The sequence below is a fragment of the Pseudomonas thivervalensis genome, assembly GCF_001269655.1.
GTDB classification, from domain to species: Bacteria; Pseudomonadota; Gammaproteobacteria; order Pseudomonadales; family Pseudomonadaceae; genus Aquipseudomonas; species Aquipseudomonas thivervalensis.
In genome coordinates, this window is the sequence record NZ_LHVE01000007.1 from 517,168 (window position 1) to 531,688 (window position 14,521).

Genomic DNA, 14,521 nt, shown 5'->3' on the forward strand with positions numbered 1-14,521 from the left:
TCTCAGGAACAGCGCCTCGCTAATACTCACTGATCATCGAAATACCGCTCATGCCAGTCCACCAGCGGTTGCGGCGAGTTGAGTTTCTGGCCGTAGATCACCGAGTAAGACAACACGTTCTGCACGTATTGGCGGGTTTCGTCGAAAGGAATGCTTTCGACCCAGACGTCGAAGCTCAAGTGGTCGGCGCCGCGCAGCCACTGGCGCACGCGACCGGGGCCGGCGTTGTAGGCCGCCGAGGCGAGGACGCGGTTGCCATTGAACTGGCTGTGAACCTGGCTCAGGTAGGCCGCGCCCAATTGGATGTTCTTGTCCGGGTTCAACACCTGTTGGGGTGAGGCCAGGGGAATGCTGAACTTGCGCGCGGTTTCCTTGGCGGTGCCGGGCATCAGTTGCATAAGGCCGGCGGCGCCGACGCTGGAGCGGGCATCATCCATGAACGCACTTTCCTGCCGGGTAATGGCGAATGCCCAGCTTGGATGCAAGCCGCGGATCTTGGCTTCGCGCACCAGGGTGTCGCGGTGGGCCATCGGGAAGCGGATGTCCAGGTCGTCCCAGTACTTGGCCTGGCTGATGGTGCGAATGGCCGGGAAATACCATTTCAAGTCGTAGGCCAGTTTCGCCTGGGCGACCATCTCGTCCCGGTTGAAATGCCGGCTGACGTGATACCACTCGCGGCGTCCGTCGACGATGTCCCCGCGGGCATGAAACTCCAGTGCCCGCCGCACGCCGGGCGTGTTGCGCACCTTATTGATCAGCGCCTGGCTCATGACCAGTGGTTTGTTGACGAGGGAATACGGCGACTGAGAGCGGTCGGCAGCCAGGAAGCCATAGAAGTCCCGCTCACGGGCCAGATGCTTGTAGAGCGCCAGGGCCTCGGGGTTCTGCGGCTGCGCCAGCTCCAGTGTGCGGGCTTGCCAGTAGCGCCAGCGGTTGGTGCTGGCCAATGACTCGGGCAGGCGGCGGGTCAATTGATAGGCATCGTCCCAACGGGCCAGGCGCAACAGCAGGCGCAGACGCCACTCCGAAACGGTGTCGTCGCGCAGCTCCGGGTCGTATTTTGTCATCACATCGAGGGCGCGGCTGTCGAAGCGCTTGGCCAGGGTCAGGCCGATTTCCCGGGCAATCGCGACTTTTTCATCCCGGGAAAAATGCATGGTGCTGGCGTAGCCGTCCAACAGTGCCATGGCTTTTTCCGGGTCCTGGCGGGCCAGGCGACGCAGGCCGAGGCTGACAATATCGGACATCGGTTCATCGGCCGGGGTGAAGCGCGAAGGCTGGTTGAGCAGTTCGGGCTTTTGCGCCACATCCACCAGCAACTTGCCACGGGGGGCGAGGGTGGTCAGGCCACTGACCAGGCTGTTGGCCAGGGGATAATTGCGCGCCTGGGCGGCCAGCTTGGTGCGCTCCCAGCGTTTCTGCTCGGTCAACTGGCCCTGGGATGCCCACAGGCCGAACAACGCATCACAGGCCTGGGGCTGGGACTTGCCAGTGAGCCACAGCTTTTCAGTGTTGGCGTAGCCCTCAGCCTTCAGGCCATGGTTGAGCTGATACTGAGCGTTGAGGCAGTCCAGTTCGGTGAAGTTGAGTTTGGGGTCGTAATATTTGACGAAAGTTTCCCAGTCGCCGCGCTCGGTCAGCCAACGCAGCCAGCGCAGCTTCATCCAGTTGGCCTGGGGCAGGTCACCGTGCTCGGCGAGGAATTTCTCGATTTCGGCGTTGCTGGCGCTCTTGAGGCGAGCGGTCAGTTCGTCATAGGCCAGGTACGGTTCCAGCGGGTAATCGCGCAGGGCCTGGCTGTACCGAAAGTAAGGGCCGGAATCACCCTTGGCCAAGGCCCGTTTGGCCTCGTTGTAATATTGGCGCTGAGTGGAGATATCCACCGCCTGAGCGGATTGAACGGCAGTGGCACATACAAAAAGACACGATAAAACACTGAAAAGGCGACTGCGCATGAGACGTCCGAGCAGAAAAAACATGACAAGCCCAAGGGTTAACCCAGGGTAACTGTCTGTAGCTTAGCCTTTTGCCAGCAGCCGGCGAAAGCTTTGCGGGGCCGTCGGTGCAAGCTTCGCAACATTTGTTATGCAGAGTGCTTCAGTAGCGAAATTGGCGGACCCCTGAGTGCTCATCTCAGGTAGAATGCGCGCCCGGTTTTTGGAGAAGCTCATGACCCTGCTCAAATTCAGCGATGTGTCCCTTGCTTTCGGCGCTATGCCGTTGTTGGACAAGGTGTCCTGGCAGATCGCCCGTGGTGAGCGGGTGTGCATCATCGGCCGCAACGGCACTGGCAAGTCCAGCATGATGAAGCTGGTCAAGGGCGATCAAAAGCCCGACGACGGCTCGGTCTGGCGTGCGCCAGGCCTGAAGATCGGCGAATTGCCCCAGGAATTGCCGGTAGCCGACGAGCGGACCGTGTTCGACGTGGTCGCCGAAGGCCTGGACGGTGTCGGCGCGCTGTTGGCCGAGTATCACCACCTGAGCCAGAACATCGTCACCGATGCCGACCTGGACAAGTTGATGCACGTGCAGCACGACCTTGAGGCCCGAGACGGCTGGCGCCTGCAGCAACTGGTCGACAGCACCCTGAGCCGCCTGCAATTGCCGGCCGACAAGACCCTCGCCGAGTTGTCCGGCGGTTGGCGTCGCCGCGTCCTGCTGGCCCAGGCCCTGGTCTCCGAACCGGACCTGCTGCTGCTCGACGAACCGACCAACCACCTGGACATCGGCGCCATCGCCTGGCTTGAAGAAGCCCTGAAAGATTTCCAGGGGGCGGTGCTGTTCATCACCCACGACCGTTCCTTCCTGCAAAACCTGGCGACGCGCATCCTTGAACTGGACCGCGGCGGCTTGATCGACTGGAACGGCGACTACGCCAGCTTCCTGGTGCACAAGGAAGCGGTGCTGGCGGCGGAAGAAACCGCCAACGCGCTGTTCGACAAGCGCCTGGCCCAGGAAGAAGTCTGGATTCGCCAGGGCATCAAGGCCCGTCGCACCCGTAACGAAGGTCGTGTACGGGCCCTCAAGGCCCTGCGCGTTGAGCGCAGCGAACGCCGTGAGCGTACCGGCAAGGCCAACATCCAGCTGGAAACGGCCGACAAGTCCGGCAAGCAGGTCATGGTGCTGGAGAGCGTCAGTTTCGCCCATCCAGGCGGCCCGTTCCTGGTCAAGGACTTCTCCATGGTCCTGCAACGTGGCGATCGCATCGGCCTGCTGGGCGCCAACGGTACCGGCAAGACCACTCTGCTCAAGCTGATGCTCGGTGGCCTGGTGCCGACCAGCGGCAAGGTGGAAGAAGGCACGAAGATCGACGTCGCCTACTTTGACCAGTTGCGTCATCAACTGGACCTGGAAAAGACCGTGATCGACAACGTGGCCGAAGGCCGCGATTTCATCGACATCGATGGCCAGAGCCGCCATGTGCTGAGCTACCTCGGCGACTTCCTGTTCAGCCCCCAGCGTGCCCGTACGCCAGTCAAGGCGCTGTCGGGCGGTGAGCGCGCCCGTCTCTTGCTGGCCAAGCTGTTCAGCAAGCCGGCGAACCTGCTGGTGCTCGACGAGCCGACCAACGACCTGGACGTGGAAACCCTGGAATTGCTGGAAGAGGTGCTGCTGACCTTCAACGGCACCGTCCTGATGGTCAGTCACGACCGGGCATTCCTCGACAACGTGGTCACCAGCACCTTGGTGTTCGAAGGCGAAGGCCTGGTTCGCGAGTACGTCGGTGGCTATCAGGACTGGCTGCGCCAAGGCGGTTCGCCGCGTCTGCTGGGGGTCACCGAAAGCAAGTCCGGCAAGGCCGACCTGAATTCGGCCGTGGTCAAGGCCGAGCCAGCCCCGGTAGCTGCCGCGGCGGCCCCGGCACCGGCCAAGAAGAAACTCAGCTACAAGCTGCAGCGCGAGCTGGAGGCGCTGCCGGGCGATATCGACGCGAAGGAACAGCAGATCGCTGCCGTGGAGGCCGAGATGGCTGACGCCGGCTTCTACCAGCGACCTGCTGCCGAAACCGCCAAGGTCATCGCGCAGTTGGAGCAGTTGCAGGCAGAGCTGGACGCACTGGTCGAGCGTTGGGCTGAGCTGGACGCTTGATCCTTTGAGATAGAAATCCCGGTCCCTGTGGGAGCGAGCTCGCTCCCACAAGGTCAGGGTTTTATGTGCGCTTGACCAAATGCACCGCCAGCACATCGCAAGGCGCGCCATGCAGCACATCATTGGCGGTCGAGCCCAGCAAAAGCGCCAGGCCATGGCGACCATGGCTGCCGACGACAATCAGGTCGCAACCCTGTTCCTTGGCCAGGTGATGGATCTCCTGGCGCGGCTGGCCGTAGGTCAGGTGGCTGAACTCCTTCTTCAGGGCCGGGTATTTCACGATCAGTCGGTCAAGGCGTTCCTTGGCCTGGTCGAATTGCTGCTGCTGCAACTGGGAAAGGTCCATGGGCACGTCGCCGCCAAAGGCCATGGCCATCGGTTCGACGATGTGCACCAGCGACAGCTGGGTGTCGCGGCCTTCGCAAAGGGCGAGGGCGCGCTTGACGACCGGATCGCATTCTTCAGTGAGGTCAACGGCGGCCAGAATGTGGTTGTAGTACATGGAAGGCACTCCAGAGAATTGCGATACGGTAAGTATGGCTGGTTTCAAGCGCATTGACGGCGATCTGGGTCAATGGCTCATCAGAATCGGGGAGTACGAATATGACGGTCTGGATAGTGCTGTCAATCCTGTTGGTGGTGTTAAGTCCATTGGCATGGTTGCGTCCATCTCGTGTACAGAGCGGTCGCATGGCTCTGCGCATGGAGGCGCGACGCCTGGGCCTGGCCATGCAACTGGCGCCACAGGAATGGCCGCACTGGCTCGGCCAGCAGCCGCCAAGCCCCTGTGCCCAGTACTATCGGCCTCGGCGAGGCAGCCAGCCGGCCTGTTGGAGCTACTGGCAAACGGCGCCGGGCATCTGGGTCAATCAGTGGCGGGAAGTCTGCCTGGATGAGTCCCTGCTCGATCATTTCGAAAAATTGCCGACCAACGTCTACAAAGTTGAAGCCGACCGGCAAATGATCGCCTTGTACTGGGGCGAAAAAGGCGAAGCCATTGTTTTGCAGGACATTGCCAGCACACTCAAGGCGCTGGCCTGAGCGATTTTTGCTGCGTAGGAGCTGTCGAGCGAAGCGAGGCTGCGATCTTCACCCAGGCCATTGAGTCTCAAGTGAAAGATCAAAAGATCAAAAGATCGCAGCCTTCGGCAGCTCCTACTGGCATAAAAAAGCCCGACAGTCTCATCGGGCGGGTTGGCCAGGCAGGCCGGTAATCCATCTCGTGTCAGGGCGTGCGTTCGTTACGCCCTTCGTTTCGCAAATTTCAATCGCGCTCCCGACAGCGTAGTCGACTGGATCCGATATGTCTGGAATTAGGGCGATTTTTCTAATGATTGATTCTATGAATAGCTGCACATGCGGCGCCGTGTTACGGATCCGTACGGTACGGAAATGACCGTAAAGTCGCGTTCACGCCTGTGTTTAGGGCGATTGACAATTGTCGGAAATTCCGTGAAGGTGACGTACCCAAATCAAACGGGCGTATGAATTGAGCGTTTGTATTTTCAGACTGCTCCTACAGACCCCGACTATCGCGTTGGCGGGTGTGCCTGGCGGATTGGCGTAGCATCGACGGTAACGTCAGTGCCACACCTGCGGTCAGCGTTCAACGTGTACTGTTCAGCTTCCATATCGTGGAGATCAGTTGATGATTTACGAAGGTAAAGCCATCACGGTTAAGGCTCTTGAAAGTGGCATCGTCGAACTGAAATTCGACCTCAAGGGTGAGTCCGTCAACAAGTTCAACCGTCTAACCCTGAATGAATTGCGTCAGGCCGTAGACACTATCAAGGCAGATGCTTCGATCAAGGGTGTGATCGTCAGCAGCGGCAAGGACGTGTTCATCGTCGGTGCCGACATCACAGAATTCGTCGACAACTTCAAGCTGCCCGATGCCGAACTGATCGCTGGCAACCTCGAAGCCAACCGTATTTTCAGCGACTTCGAAGACCTCAACGTACCGACCGTCGTGGCTATCAACGGCATCGCCCTGGGTGGCGGCCTGGAAATGTGCCTGGCGGCGGATTACCGCGTCATGTCCACCACGGCCAAGATCGGCCTGCCGGAAGTCAAGCTGGGCATCTACCCGGGCTTCGGCGGCACCGTGCGCCTGCCGCGCCTGATCGGTGCCGACAATGCCATCGAGTGGATTGCCGCCGGCAAGGAAAACCGTGCCGAAGATGCGCTGAAAGTCGGTGCCGTGGATGCTGTGGTCGAACCTGGCAAGCTCCAGGAAGCAGCCCTTGAAACCATCAAGCGCGCCATCAGCGGCGAGTTCGACTACAAGGCCAAGCGTCAGCCGAAGCTGGAAAAGCTCAAGCTCAATGCCATCGAACAAATGATGGCCTTCGAAACCGCCAAGGGTTTCGTGGCAGGTCAGGCAGGCCCGAACTACCCGGCGCCGGTCGAAGCGATCAAGACCATCCAGAAAGCCGCGAACTTCGGCCGTGACAAGGCCCTGGAAGTCGAAGCCGCCGGTTTCGTCAAACTGGCCAAGACCTCGGCTGCGCAAAGCCTGATCGGTCTGTTCCTCAACGACCAGGAACTGAAGAAAAAGGCCAAGGCCTACGACGAAATCGCCCGTGACGTGAAGCAGGCCGCCGTGCTCGGCGCCGGCATCATGGGTGGCGGCATCGCCTACCAGTCGGCGTCCAAAGGCACGCCGATCCTGATGAAAGACATCAACGAACACGGGATCGAGCAGGGCCTGGCCGAAGCCGCCAAGCTGCTGGTCGGTCGTGTCGACAAGGGTCGCATGACCGCGGCTAAGATGGCCGAAGTGCTCAACGGCATTCGTCCGACCCTGTCCTACGGCGATTTCGGCCATGTCGACCTGGTGGTCGAAGCGGTTGTCGAGAACCCGAAGGTCAAGCAGGCGGTACTGGCTGAAGTCGAAGACAAGGTCAAGGAGGACACCATCCTCGCCTCGAACACCTCGACCATCTCCATTTCGCTGCTGGCCAAGGCCCTCAAGCGTCCGGAGAACTTCGTCGGCATGCACTTCTTCAACCCAGTGCACATGATGCCGCTGGTGGAAGTGATCCGTGGCGAGAAGTCCAGCGAGCTGGCGGTTGCCACCACCGTGGCCTACGCCAAGAAAATGGGCAAAAACCCGATTGTCGTCAACGATTGCCCGGGCTTCCTGGTCAATCGCGTGCTGTTCCCGTATTTCGGCGGTTTCGCCAAGCTGGTCAGCGCCGGTGTGGACTTCGTGCGCATCGACAAGATCATGGAAAAATTCGGCTGGCCGATGGGCCCGGCGTACTTGATGGACGTGGTCGGCATCGACACTGGCCACCACGGTCGCGATGTCATGGCTGAAGGCTTTCCGGACCGCATGAAAGACGACCGTCGTTCGGCCGTCGACGTGCTCTACGAAGCCAAGCGCCTGGGCCAGAAGAACGGCAAAGGCTTCTACGCCTACGAGACCGACAAGCGCGGCAAGCAGAAGAAAATCGCCGACTCGTCGGTGCTGGAAGTGCTCAAGCCGATCGTCTACGAGCAGCGCGAAGTCACCGACGAGGACATCATCAACTGGATGATGATCCCGCTGTGCCTCGAAACCGTGCGTTGCCTGGAAGACGGCATTGTCGAAACCGCCGCCGAAGCCGACATGGGTCTGGTCTACGGTATCGGTTTCCCTCCATTCCGTGGCGGTGCGCTGCGTTACATCGATTCGATCGGTGTGGCCGAGTTCGTTGCCCTGGCTGACCAGTACGCTGATCTGGGCGCGCTGTACCACCCGACCGCGAAGCTGCGTGAAATGGCCAAGAATGGCCAGCGTTTCTTCGGTTAAGCGCCCAACGACTAGAGCGAGAGAACATTTATGAGCTTGAATCCTAGAGACGTCGTGATCGTCGACTTCGGTCGTACGCCGATGGGCCGCTCCAAGGGCGGCATGCACCGCAACACCCGCGCCGAAGACATGTCGGCGCACCTGATCAGCAAGCTGCTGGAACGCAACGTCAAGGTCGACCCCAACGAAGTCGAAGATGTGATCTGGGGCTGTGTGAACCAGACCCTGGAGCAGGGCTGGAACATCGCCCGCATGGCCTCGCTGATGACCCAGATTCCTCACACAGCGGCCGGCCAGACCGTCAGCCGCCTGTGCGGTTCGTCCATGAGCGCGCTGCACACCGCCGCCCAGGCGATCATGACCGGCAACGGTGATGTATTCGTGGTCGGTGGGGTTGAGCACATGGGCCACGTGAGCATGATGCACGGTGTCGATCCGAACCCGCACATGTCGCTGTACGCGGCCAAGGCCTCGGGCATGATGGGCCTGACCGCGGAAATGCTGGGCAAAATGCACGGCATCAGCCGCGAGCAGCAGGACGCCTTTGGCGTGCGCTCCCACCAGCTCGCCCACAAGGCGACCGTGGAAGGCAAGTTCAAGGACGAGATCATCCCGATGCAGGGCTATGACGAGAACGGCTTCCTGAAGCTGTTCGACTACGACGAAACCATTCGTCCGGAAACCACCCTGGAAAGCCTGGCGGCCCTCAAGCCGGCCTTCAATCCGAAGGGCGGCACCGTGACAGCCGGTACTTCGTCGCAGATCACCGACGGTGCCTCGTGCATGATCGTGATGTCGGCCCAGCGTGCCCAGGACCTGGGTATCCAGCCGATGGCGGTGATTCGTTCGATGGCCGTGGCGGGTGTGGACCCGGCGATCATGGGCTATGGTCCAGTACCGGCCACGCAGAAAGCCCTGAAGCGTGCAGGCCTGAGTATCGCCGATATCGACTTCTTCGAGCTCAACGAAGCTTTCGCCGCACAGGCCCTGCCGGTGCTGAAAGATTTGAAAGTGCTCGACAAGATGAACGAGAAGGTTAACCTGCACGGCGGCGCGATCGCCCTGGGTCACCCGTTCGGTTGCTCCGGTGCACGTATCTCCGGCACGCTGCTCAACGTCATGAAGCAGAATGGCGGCACCTTCGGTGTGTCGACCATGTGCATTGGCCTCGGCCAGGGCATCGCCACTGTCTTCGAACGCGTCTAAGCGTTGCGTCGACGGAAGCCGGGGCCAAGTGCCCCGGTTTTTGTTTTTTCGGGTTTGGTAAAAAAAAGATTTTGTTTTTATTTTGAAAAAATTTGAGTGAGGGCCAAAGCATGCCGATACAACCTGGGCTCTACCAGCATTACAAAGGTCCGCAGTACCGCGTATTCAGCATCGCGCGGCATTCCGAGACCGAGGAAGAAGTGGTCTTCTATCAAGCCCTGTATGGCGATTACGGCTTTTGGGTGCGTCCCTTGAGCATGTTCCAGGAGTCCGTCGAGGTTGACGGCGAACAGGTGCCACGCTTTGCTTTGGTGCAGGCCGAGGAAAGCATTTTTCCCAAGCCTTGAGGCCGGCATGCGGGTGACCCTGCGCTTGACCTCACCTTGCAGCCACTATATATAGCGGTGCCGCGTCAGGCGCCAACCGCCTTTCACTTTTTAGAATTCAGGAATTTTCTGATCCATGGGCAAATCGCTGGTCATTGTGGAATCCCCGGCTAAGGCCAAGACCATCAACAAGTATCTGGGCAACCAATACGTGGTGAAGTCGAGTATCGGCCATATCCGAGACCTGCCCACCAGCGGTTCGGCTAGCGCCAGCAAGGAGCCAGTCGCCAAGCGCGGCAAGGCTGCTGCCGGTGAAGCGCCGGCGCTGTCGCCGAAAGACAAGGCGCGCAAGCAGCTGGTCTCACGCATGGGGGTCGATCCGGAACACGGCTGGAAAGCCAAGTACGAGATCCTCCCGGGCAAGGAAAAGGTCATCGAAGAGCTGCGTCGGCTCGCCAAGGATGCCGACACCATCTATCTCGCGACGGACTTGGACCGCGAAGGGGAAGCCATTGCCTGGCACCTGCGCGAAGCCATTGGTGGGGATGACAGCCGCTACAAGCGCGTGGTGTTCAACGAAATTACCAAGAAGGCCATCCAGGAAGCCTTCTCCCAGCCGGGCGAGCTGGATATCGACCGGGTCAACGCCCAGCAGGCGCGGCGCTTCCTCGACCGCGTGGTGGGCTACATGGTCTCGCCGCTGCTGTGGGCCAAGATCGCCCGTGGCCTGTCGGCCGGGCGTGTGCAGTCGGTCGCCGTGAAGCTGGTGGTGGAGCGCGAGCGCGAGATCCGGGCGTTCATCCCTGAAGAGTACTGGGAAGTCCATGCCGACCTCGGCACGGCCAAGGGCGCGACTGTGCGCTTCGACGTGGCCCGCGAGAAGGGTGAAGCCTTCAAGCCGCTCAACGAAGCCCAGGCCATGGCTGCACTGGAGAAGCTCAAGGCTTCCAGCTACAGCATCGTCAAGCGCGAAGACAAGCCGACCAGCAGCAAGCCGTCGGCGCCGTTCATCACCTCCACGTTGCAGCAGGCCGCGAGCAATCGCCTGGGCTTTGGCGTGAAGAAAACCATGATGATGGCCCAACGTCTGTATGAAGCCGGCTACATCACCTATATGCGTACCGACTCGACCAACCTGTCGGCCGATGCCGTGACGATGGCGCGCACTTATATAGAAAGCGAGTTCGGCAAGAAGTACCTGCCGGAGACGCCGAACGTCTACAGCAGCAAGGAAGGCGCGCAGGAAGCTCACGAAGCGATTCGTCCGTCCGATGCCAATACCGAGCCAAGCAAACTGTCGGGCATGGAGCGCGATGCCGAGCGTCTCTACGAGCTGATCTGGCGCCAATTCCTGGCCTGCCAGATGCTGCCGGCACAATACCTGTCGACCACGGTCAGCGTCGGTGCTGGCGACTTCGAGCTGCGTGCCAAGGGCCGCATCCTGAAGTTCGACGGTTACACCCGCGTCATGCCGCAAATCACCAAGCCTGGGGATGACGACGTCCTGCCGGACATGGCCCAGGGCGACGTGATGAAGCTGATCAAGCTTGATCCGACCCAGCACTTCACCAAGCCGCCGGCCCGTTACTCCGAAGCCAGTCTGGTCAAGGAAATGGAAAAGCGCGGCATCGGCCGTCCTTCGACCTACGCCGCCATCATTTCCACGATCCAGGACCGCGGTTATGTGGCGTTGCACAACCGTCGTTTCTATTCGGAAAAGATGGGTGACATCGTCACCGAGCGTCTGTCCGAGAGCTTCTCGAACCTGATGGACTACGGCTTCACCGCCGGCATGGAAGAGAACCTCGACGATGTGGCCCAGGGCGAGCGCGACTGGAAAAACGTCCTCGACGAGTTCTACGGCGACTTCAAGAAAAAACTCGAAGTGGCCGAAAGCCCTGACAGCGGCATGCGCGCCAACCAGCCGGTCATGACCGACATCCCGTGCCTGACTTGTGGGCGTCCGATGCAAATCCGTACCGCCTCGACCGGCGTGTTCCTCGGTTGCTCGGGCTACAGCCTGCCACCCAAGGAGCGCTGCAAGGCCACGGTCAACCTGGTGCCAGGCGACGAAATCGCTGCGGACGACGAGGGCGAGTCGGAATCCCTGGTGCTGCGCGGCAAGCATCGTTGCCCGATCTGCAGCACGGCGATGGATGCCTACCTGTTGGATGAGAAGCGCAAGCTGCACATCTGCGGTAACAACCCGGACTGTGCCGGCTACGAGATTGAAGAGGGTACTTATCGCATCAAGGGCTACGAAGGTCCGAGCCTGGAATGCGACAAGTGTGGCAGCGAAATGCAGCTCAAGACCGGCCGTTTCGGCAAGTTCTTCGGTTGCACCAACCCGACCTGCAAGAACACCCGCAAACTGCTCAAGAGCGGTGACGCAGCGCCGCCGAAGATGGACCCGGTGAAGATGCCTGAGCTCAAGTGCGAGAAGGTCAACGACACCTACATCCTGCGCGACGGCGCCTCCGGCCTGTTCCTGGCGGCCAGCCAGTTCCCGAAAAACCGTGAGACCCGTGCGCCATTGGTGATGGAGATCGTGCCGCACAAGAACGAAATCGATCCGAAGTACCATTTCCTCTGTGAAGCACCACAGAAGGATCCGGAAGGGCGTCCGGCGGTCATTCGCTACAGCCGCAAGACCAAGGAGCAGTACGTGCAGACCGAAGTGGACGGCAAGCCGACCGGCTGGAAAGCCTACTACGACGGCGGTAAGTGGACGGTTGAAGACAAGCGCTGATTGATAGTGTTTGTTTGAAGATAGGGGCTAAGCGAGGTTCCCTGTGGCGAGGGAGCTTGCTCCCGCTGGGACGCTCTGACGTTTCGGACGCAGTTGTCCCCACTGAACAAAAGGCCGCATGACAACCCATGGGTTTTCATGCGGCCTTTTTGTTTTTGGCTTGCAGTGGCCTTGGTTGATCCACGACACTGTCACACTTGCGTGAAGTTTTCATTTCGTTGGGGAGATGCCGCCATGGCCCACGAACTCTATACCCGCACCAATCAGAAGATTTATTTCGCCGGTTTGTCGCTCGAAGCGCTCACCCGGGCCGAAGACGGGCGTGCGATGAATTCCCCGGCGCTGCTCCAGGCAGGACGTGAGTCCGCGCTGTTTCACCTATACGGTGCGTTGTTGGGGTTGTGCCATGAAATCGCCGGTTTCTATCGCCTGCCACAAGCGAATGCGCCACGGGCCGAGCTGCTGTTGACCCGCGAAGTGCTGGAAACCATTGCCATTCCGGAAATGGCCGAAATGGTCGAACTGGCACACAACCCGGAAACCTGGCTGGCGAAGCTATTGGCAGCCCATGCGGCGCTGTTCGAACCGCCACGAGCCCCGCGCAAGCCCAAGGGGGACGTGACCCAGCCGTTGATCGTGGCGGTCAATCTGGACGAACAAGAACCTGAGCAGGAGTTGAGCCGTGAGGAGTTGGAGAGCTGGCGCCAGAACCTCAAGAGCTTGGCGATACGCTTTCGTGAGGGGTTGAACGAGTGCTGAGTTTCCCTTCGGCTCGTTACGTTCGTTGATAACGCTTGGTCAAGATCCCGAGCGGAGCCTGGCCGATGACTATATAATCCTCGCCTTTCGTGGAGAACAGACTTTTATGCCTACGTCCTTTCTAGAAATTGTCGAACTTCCTGATGGCCGCATCGAGCTGCGCAGGGCTGAGGACGAGGGTTCTCTGGTTACCCTGAACTTCTCCGAAGATGCCAAGGTGTTCCTCCAAGGCCAACACGTCGAAGTCGCCAAGGCGATGCTGAGCGTGGGCGTCCAGATGGCCGGTCGCCTGGTTGAAGGCGAATTCAACAAGGAAGAGGGGCCGCGGGTTCTTCATTGATCCCGTCTGTCGGCTTTTTTGGATAGTGTGACTGTCCGGCTTCTCTACCTTGGAGAAGCCCATGTTTGTCCTAGCCCAATCGAATATTCAGGCTCTGTGCGTCCCCAGTGCGGGCGGCGCTGATCAGTTGTTGCCGTGCTGTCGCGGTCAGCGGATTGAGCCAGCTGACCACGGTGTGGCTGCGGCCCAGGCGCAAGGCTTCGCAGGTCAACTGTTGGGCGCTTTGGGTGCCCCGTGGCTGCAACAACAGGATGCGTTCGCGATTCAGTCCCGCATCCCGCAGCCAGGCCTGGGTGACGCTGGCTGGTGGTGCGATCAGCGTCAACCAGCGAGCATCCTGGTCCTGGCTGAGTTCTCGCAGAATCGGAGCCAGCAGGTTCAGGCAGTTTCCGGCCGCACCACGTAACGACAGTTCGCTGAAAGCCTCGGGTTCGATGCCCCAGGGCGACTCGATGACCTCTTTCAGGACTGGAACCAGCGGTTGGGCCATGAATGCCTCGAACAGCGGAAGTTGTGTGTGTTGTGGTGTGTGAGGGAACTGCATAAAGCCTCCTTTAGCGGCGAATGACGCCGACACTCAAGCCTTCGATGACCAGATCCTGATCTTTCAGGTTCACTTCGATGGGGGCGAACTCCGGGTTCTCGGCAATGAGCCAGACCTTGCTGCCGTCGCGCTTGAAGCGCTTGACGGTCACCTCGTCGCCGATGCGTGCCACGACAATCTGGCCATTGCGGGCCTCGCGAGTGGTGTGGACGGCCAGGAGGTCACCGTCGAAGATGCCGATGTCCTTCATGCTCATGCCGTGTACACGAAGCAGGTAATCGGCACGGGGATGGAAGAACGAAGGGTTGATGTTGCAGGATTCCTCGACATGCTGCTGGGCGAGGATCGGTGCGCCTGCCGCGACCCGGCCGATGATCGGCAGGGTGGTTTCGTCGGCCTTGGCTTCGAAGCCGGGGATGCGAATGCCACGGGATGCACCCGGGGTCATTTCGATCGCGCCCTTGCGCGCCAGCGCCTTGAGGTGTTCTTCAGCCGCATTGGGCGACTTGAAACCCAGTTCCTGGGCGATTTCCGCACGGGTCGGCGGGTATCCGTTGTCTTCGAGGCAGCGTTTGATGAAGGCCAGAATCTCTGCTTGGCGTGGCGTCAGCTTTAGCATATTGATCGCTCTGTCTTTTTATACAGTGACTGGGATTATATACAGTGGACGCCGCTTGGCAATCCTCCTTTTTTCAAAGGCCGCTGGACGGTC

Annotated in this window: 12 protein-coding genes; 8 read left to right on the forward strand and 4 right to left on the reverse strand. The window is 60.1% G+C overall.

The annotated features are described in order from the left end of the window. Positions 1-26 precede the first annotated feature (26 nt). Positions 27-1,955, reverse strand: a complete 1,929-nt coding sequence (locus AD659_RS10045; protein WP_053120708.1) for a transglycosylase SLT domain-containing protein — start codon at positions 1,953-1,955, stop codon at positions 27-29. A gap of 214 nt (positions 1,956-2,169) precedes the next feature. Between AD659_RS10045 and AD659_RS10050 the strand changes: the two genes are divergently transcribed. Further along, complete coding sequence (locus tag AD659_RS10050; protein ID WP_053120710.1) at positions 2,170-4,089, forward strand: ATP-binding cassette domain-containing protein; 1,920 nt, start codon at positions 2,170-2,172, stop codon at positions 4,087-4,089. A gap of 61 nt (positions 4,090-4,150) precedes the next feature. Here AD659_RS10050 and AD659_RS10055 read toward each other — a convergent pair whose 3' ends face one another. After that, complete coding sequence (locus tag AD659_RS10055; RefSeq protein ID WP_053120712.1) at positions 4,151-4,591, reverse strand: universal stress protein; 441 nt, start codon at positions 4,589-4,591, stop codon at positions 4,151-4,153. 101 nt (positions 4,592-4,692) lie between these two features. Here AD659_RS10055 and AD659_RS10060 point away from each other — a divergent pair, with 101 nt between their 5' ends. From AD659_RS10060 to AD659_RS29185, 7 genes are all read left to right on the forward strand, one after another. Further along, positions 4,693-5,130, forward strand: coding sequence for a hypothetical protein (locus AD659_RS10060; protein WP_053120714.1), 438 nt, complete (start codon positions 4,693-4,695; stop codon positions 5,128-5,130). Positions 5,131-5,737: 607 nt separating this feature from the next. Further along, complete coding sequence (gene fadB / locus AD659_RS10065) at positions 5,738-7,885, forward strand: fatty acid oxidation complex subunit alpha FadB (protein WP_053120716.1); 2,148 nt, start codon at positions 5,738-5,740, stop codon at positions 7,883-7,885. A 30-nt stretch (positions 7,886-7,915) separates the two neighbouring features. Next, entirely contained in the window at positions 7,916-9,091 is a 1,176-nt protein-coding gene (fadA, locus tag AD659_RS10070) for an acetyl-CoA C-acyltransferase FadA (protein WP_053120718.1), read from the forward strand. 110 nt (positions 9,092-9,201) lie between these two features. Then, positions 9,202-9,438, forward strand: a complete 237-nt coding sequence (locus AD659_RS10075) for a DUF1653 domain-containing protein (RefSeq protein ID WP_041020099.1) — start codon at positions 9,202-9,204, stop codon at positions 9,436-9,438. Between the two features lie 115 nt (positions 9,439-9,553). After that, on the forward strand, positions 9,554-12,166 hold the full coding sequence (topA, locus tag AD659_RS10080; protein WP_053120720.1) for a type I DNA topoisomerase: 2,613 nt from the start codon (positions 9,554-9,556) through the stop codon (positions 12,164-12,166). A gap of 234 nt (positions 12,167-12,400) precedes the next feature. Continuing rightward, the gene (locus AD659_RS10085) at positions 12,401-12,925 is read left to right on the forward strand and encodes a DUF6586 family protein (RefSeq protein WP_053120722.1); all 525 of its coding nucleotides are present in this window, start codon (positions 12,401-12,403) and stop codon (positions 12,923-12,925) included. 106 nt (positions 12,926-13,031) lie between these two features. Beyond that, the gene (locus AD659_RS29185; protein WP_003183419.1) at positions 13,032-13,265 is read left to right on the forward strand and encodes a hypothetical protein; all 234 of its coding nucleotides are present in this window, start codon (positions 13,032-13,034) and stop codon (positions 13,263-13,265) included. A gap of 70 nt (positions 13,266-13,335) precedes the next feature. Here the strand turns inward: AD659_RS29185 and sulA are convergent, their stop codons facing one another. Together sulA and lexA are read right to left on the reverse strand one after the other, a co-directional pair. Continuing rightward, a complete protein-coding gene (gene sulA / locus AD659_RS10095; protein ID WP_053120724.1) occupies positions 13,336-13,809 on the reverse strand; it encodes an SOS-induced cell division inhibitor SulA in 474 nt (157 codons plus the stop codon). 10 nt (positions 13,810-13,819) lie between these two features. Beyond that, positions 13,820-14,428, reverse strand: coding sequence for a transcriptional repressor LexA (lexA, locus tag AD659_RS10100; protein WP_003199651.1), 609 nt, complete (start codon positions 14,426-14,428; stop codon positions 13,820-13,822). Positions 14,429-14,521 lie beyond the last annotated feature (93 nt).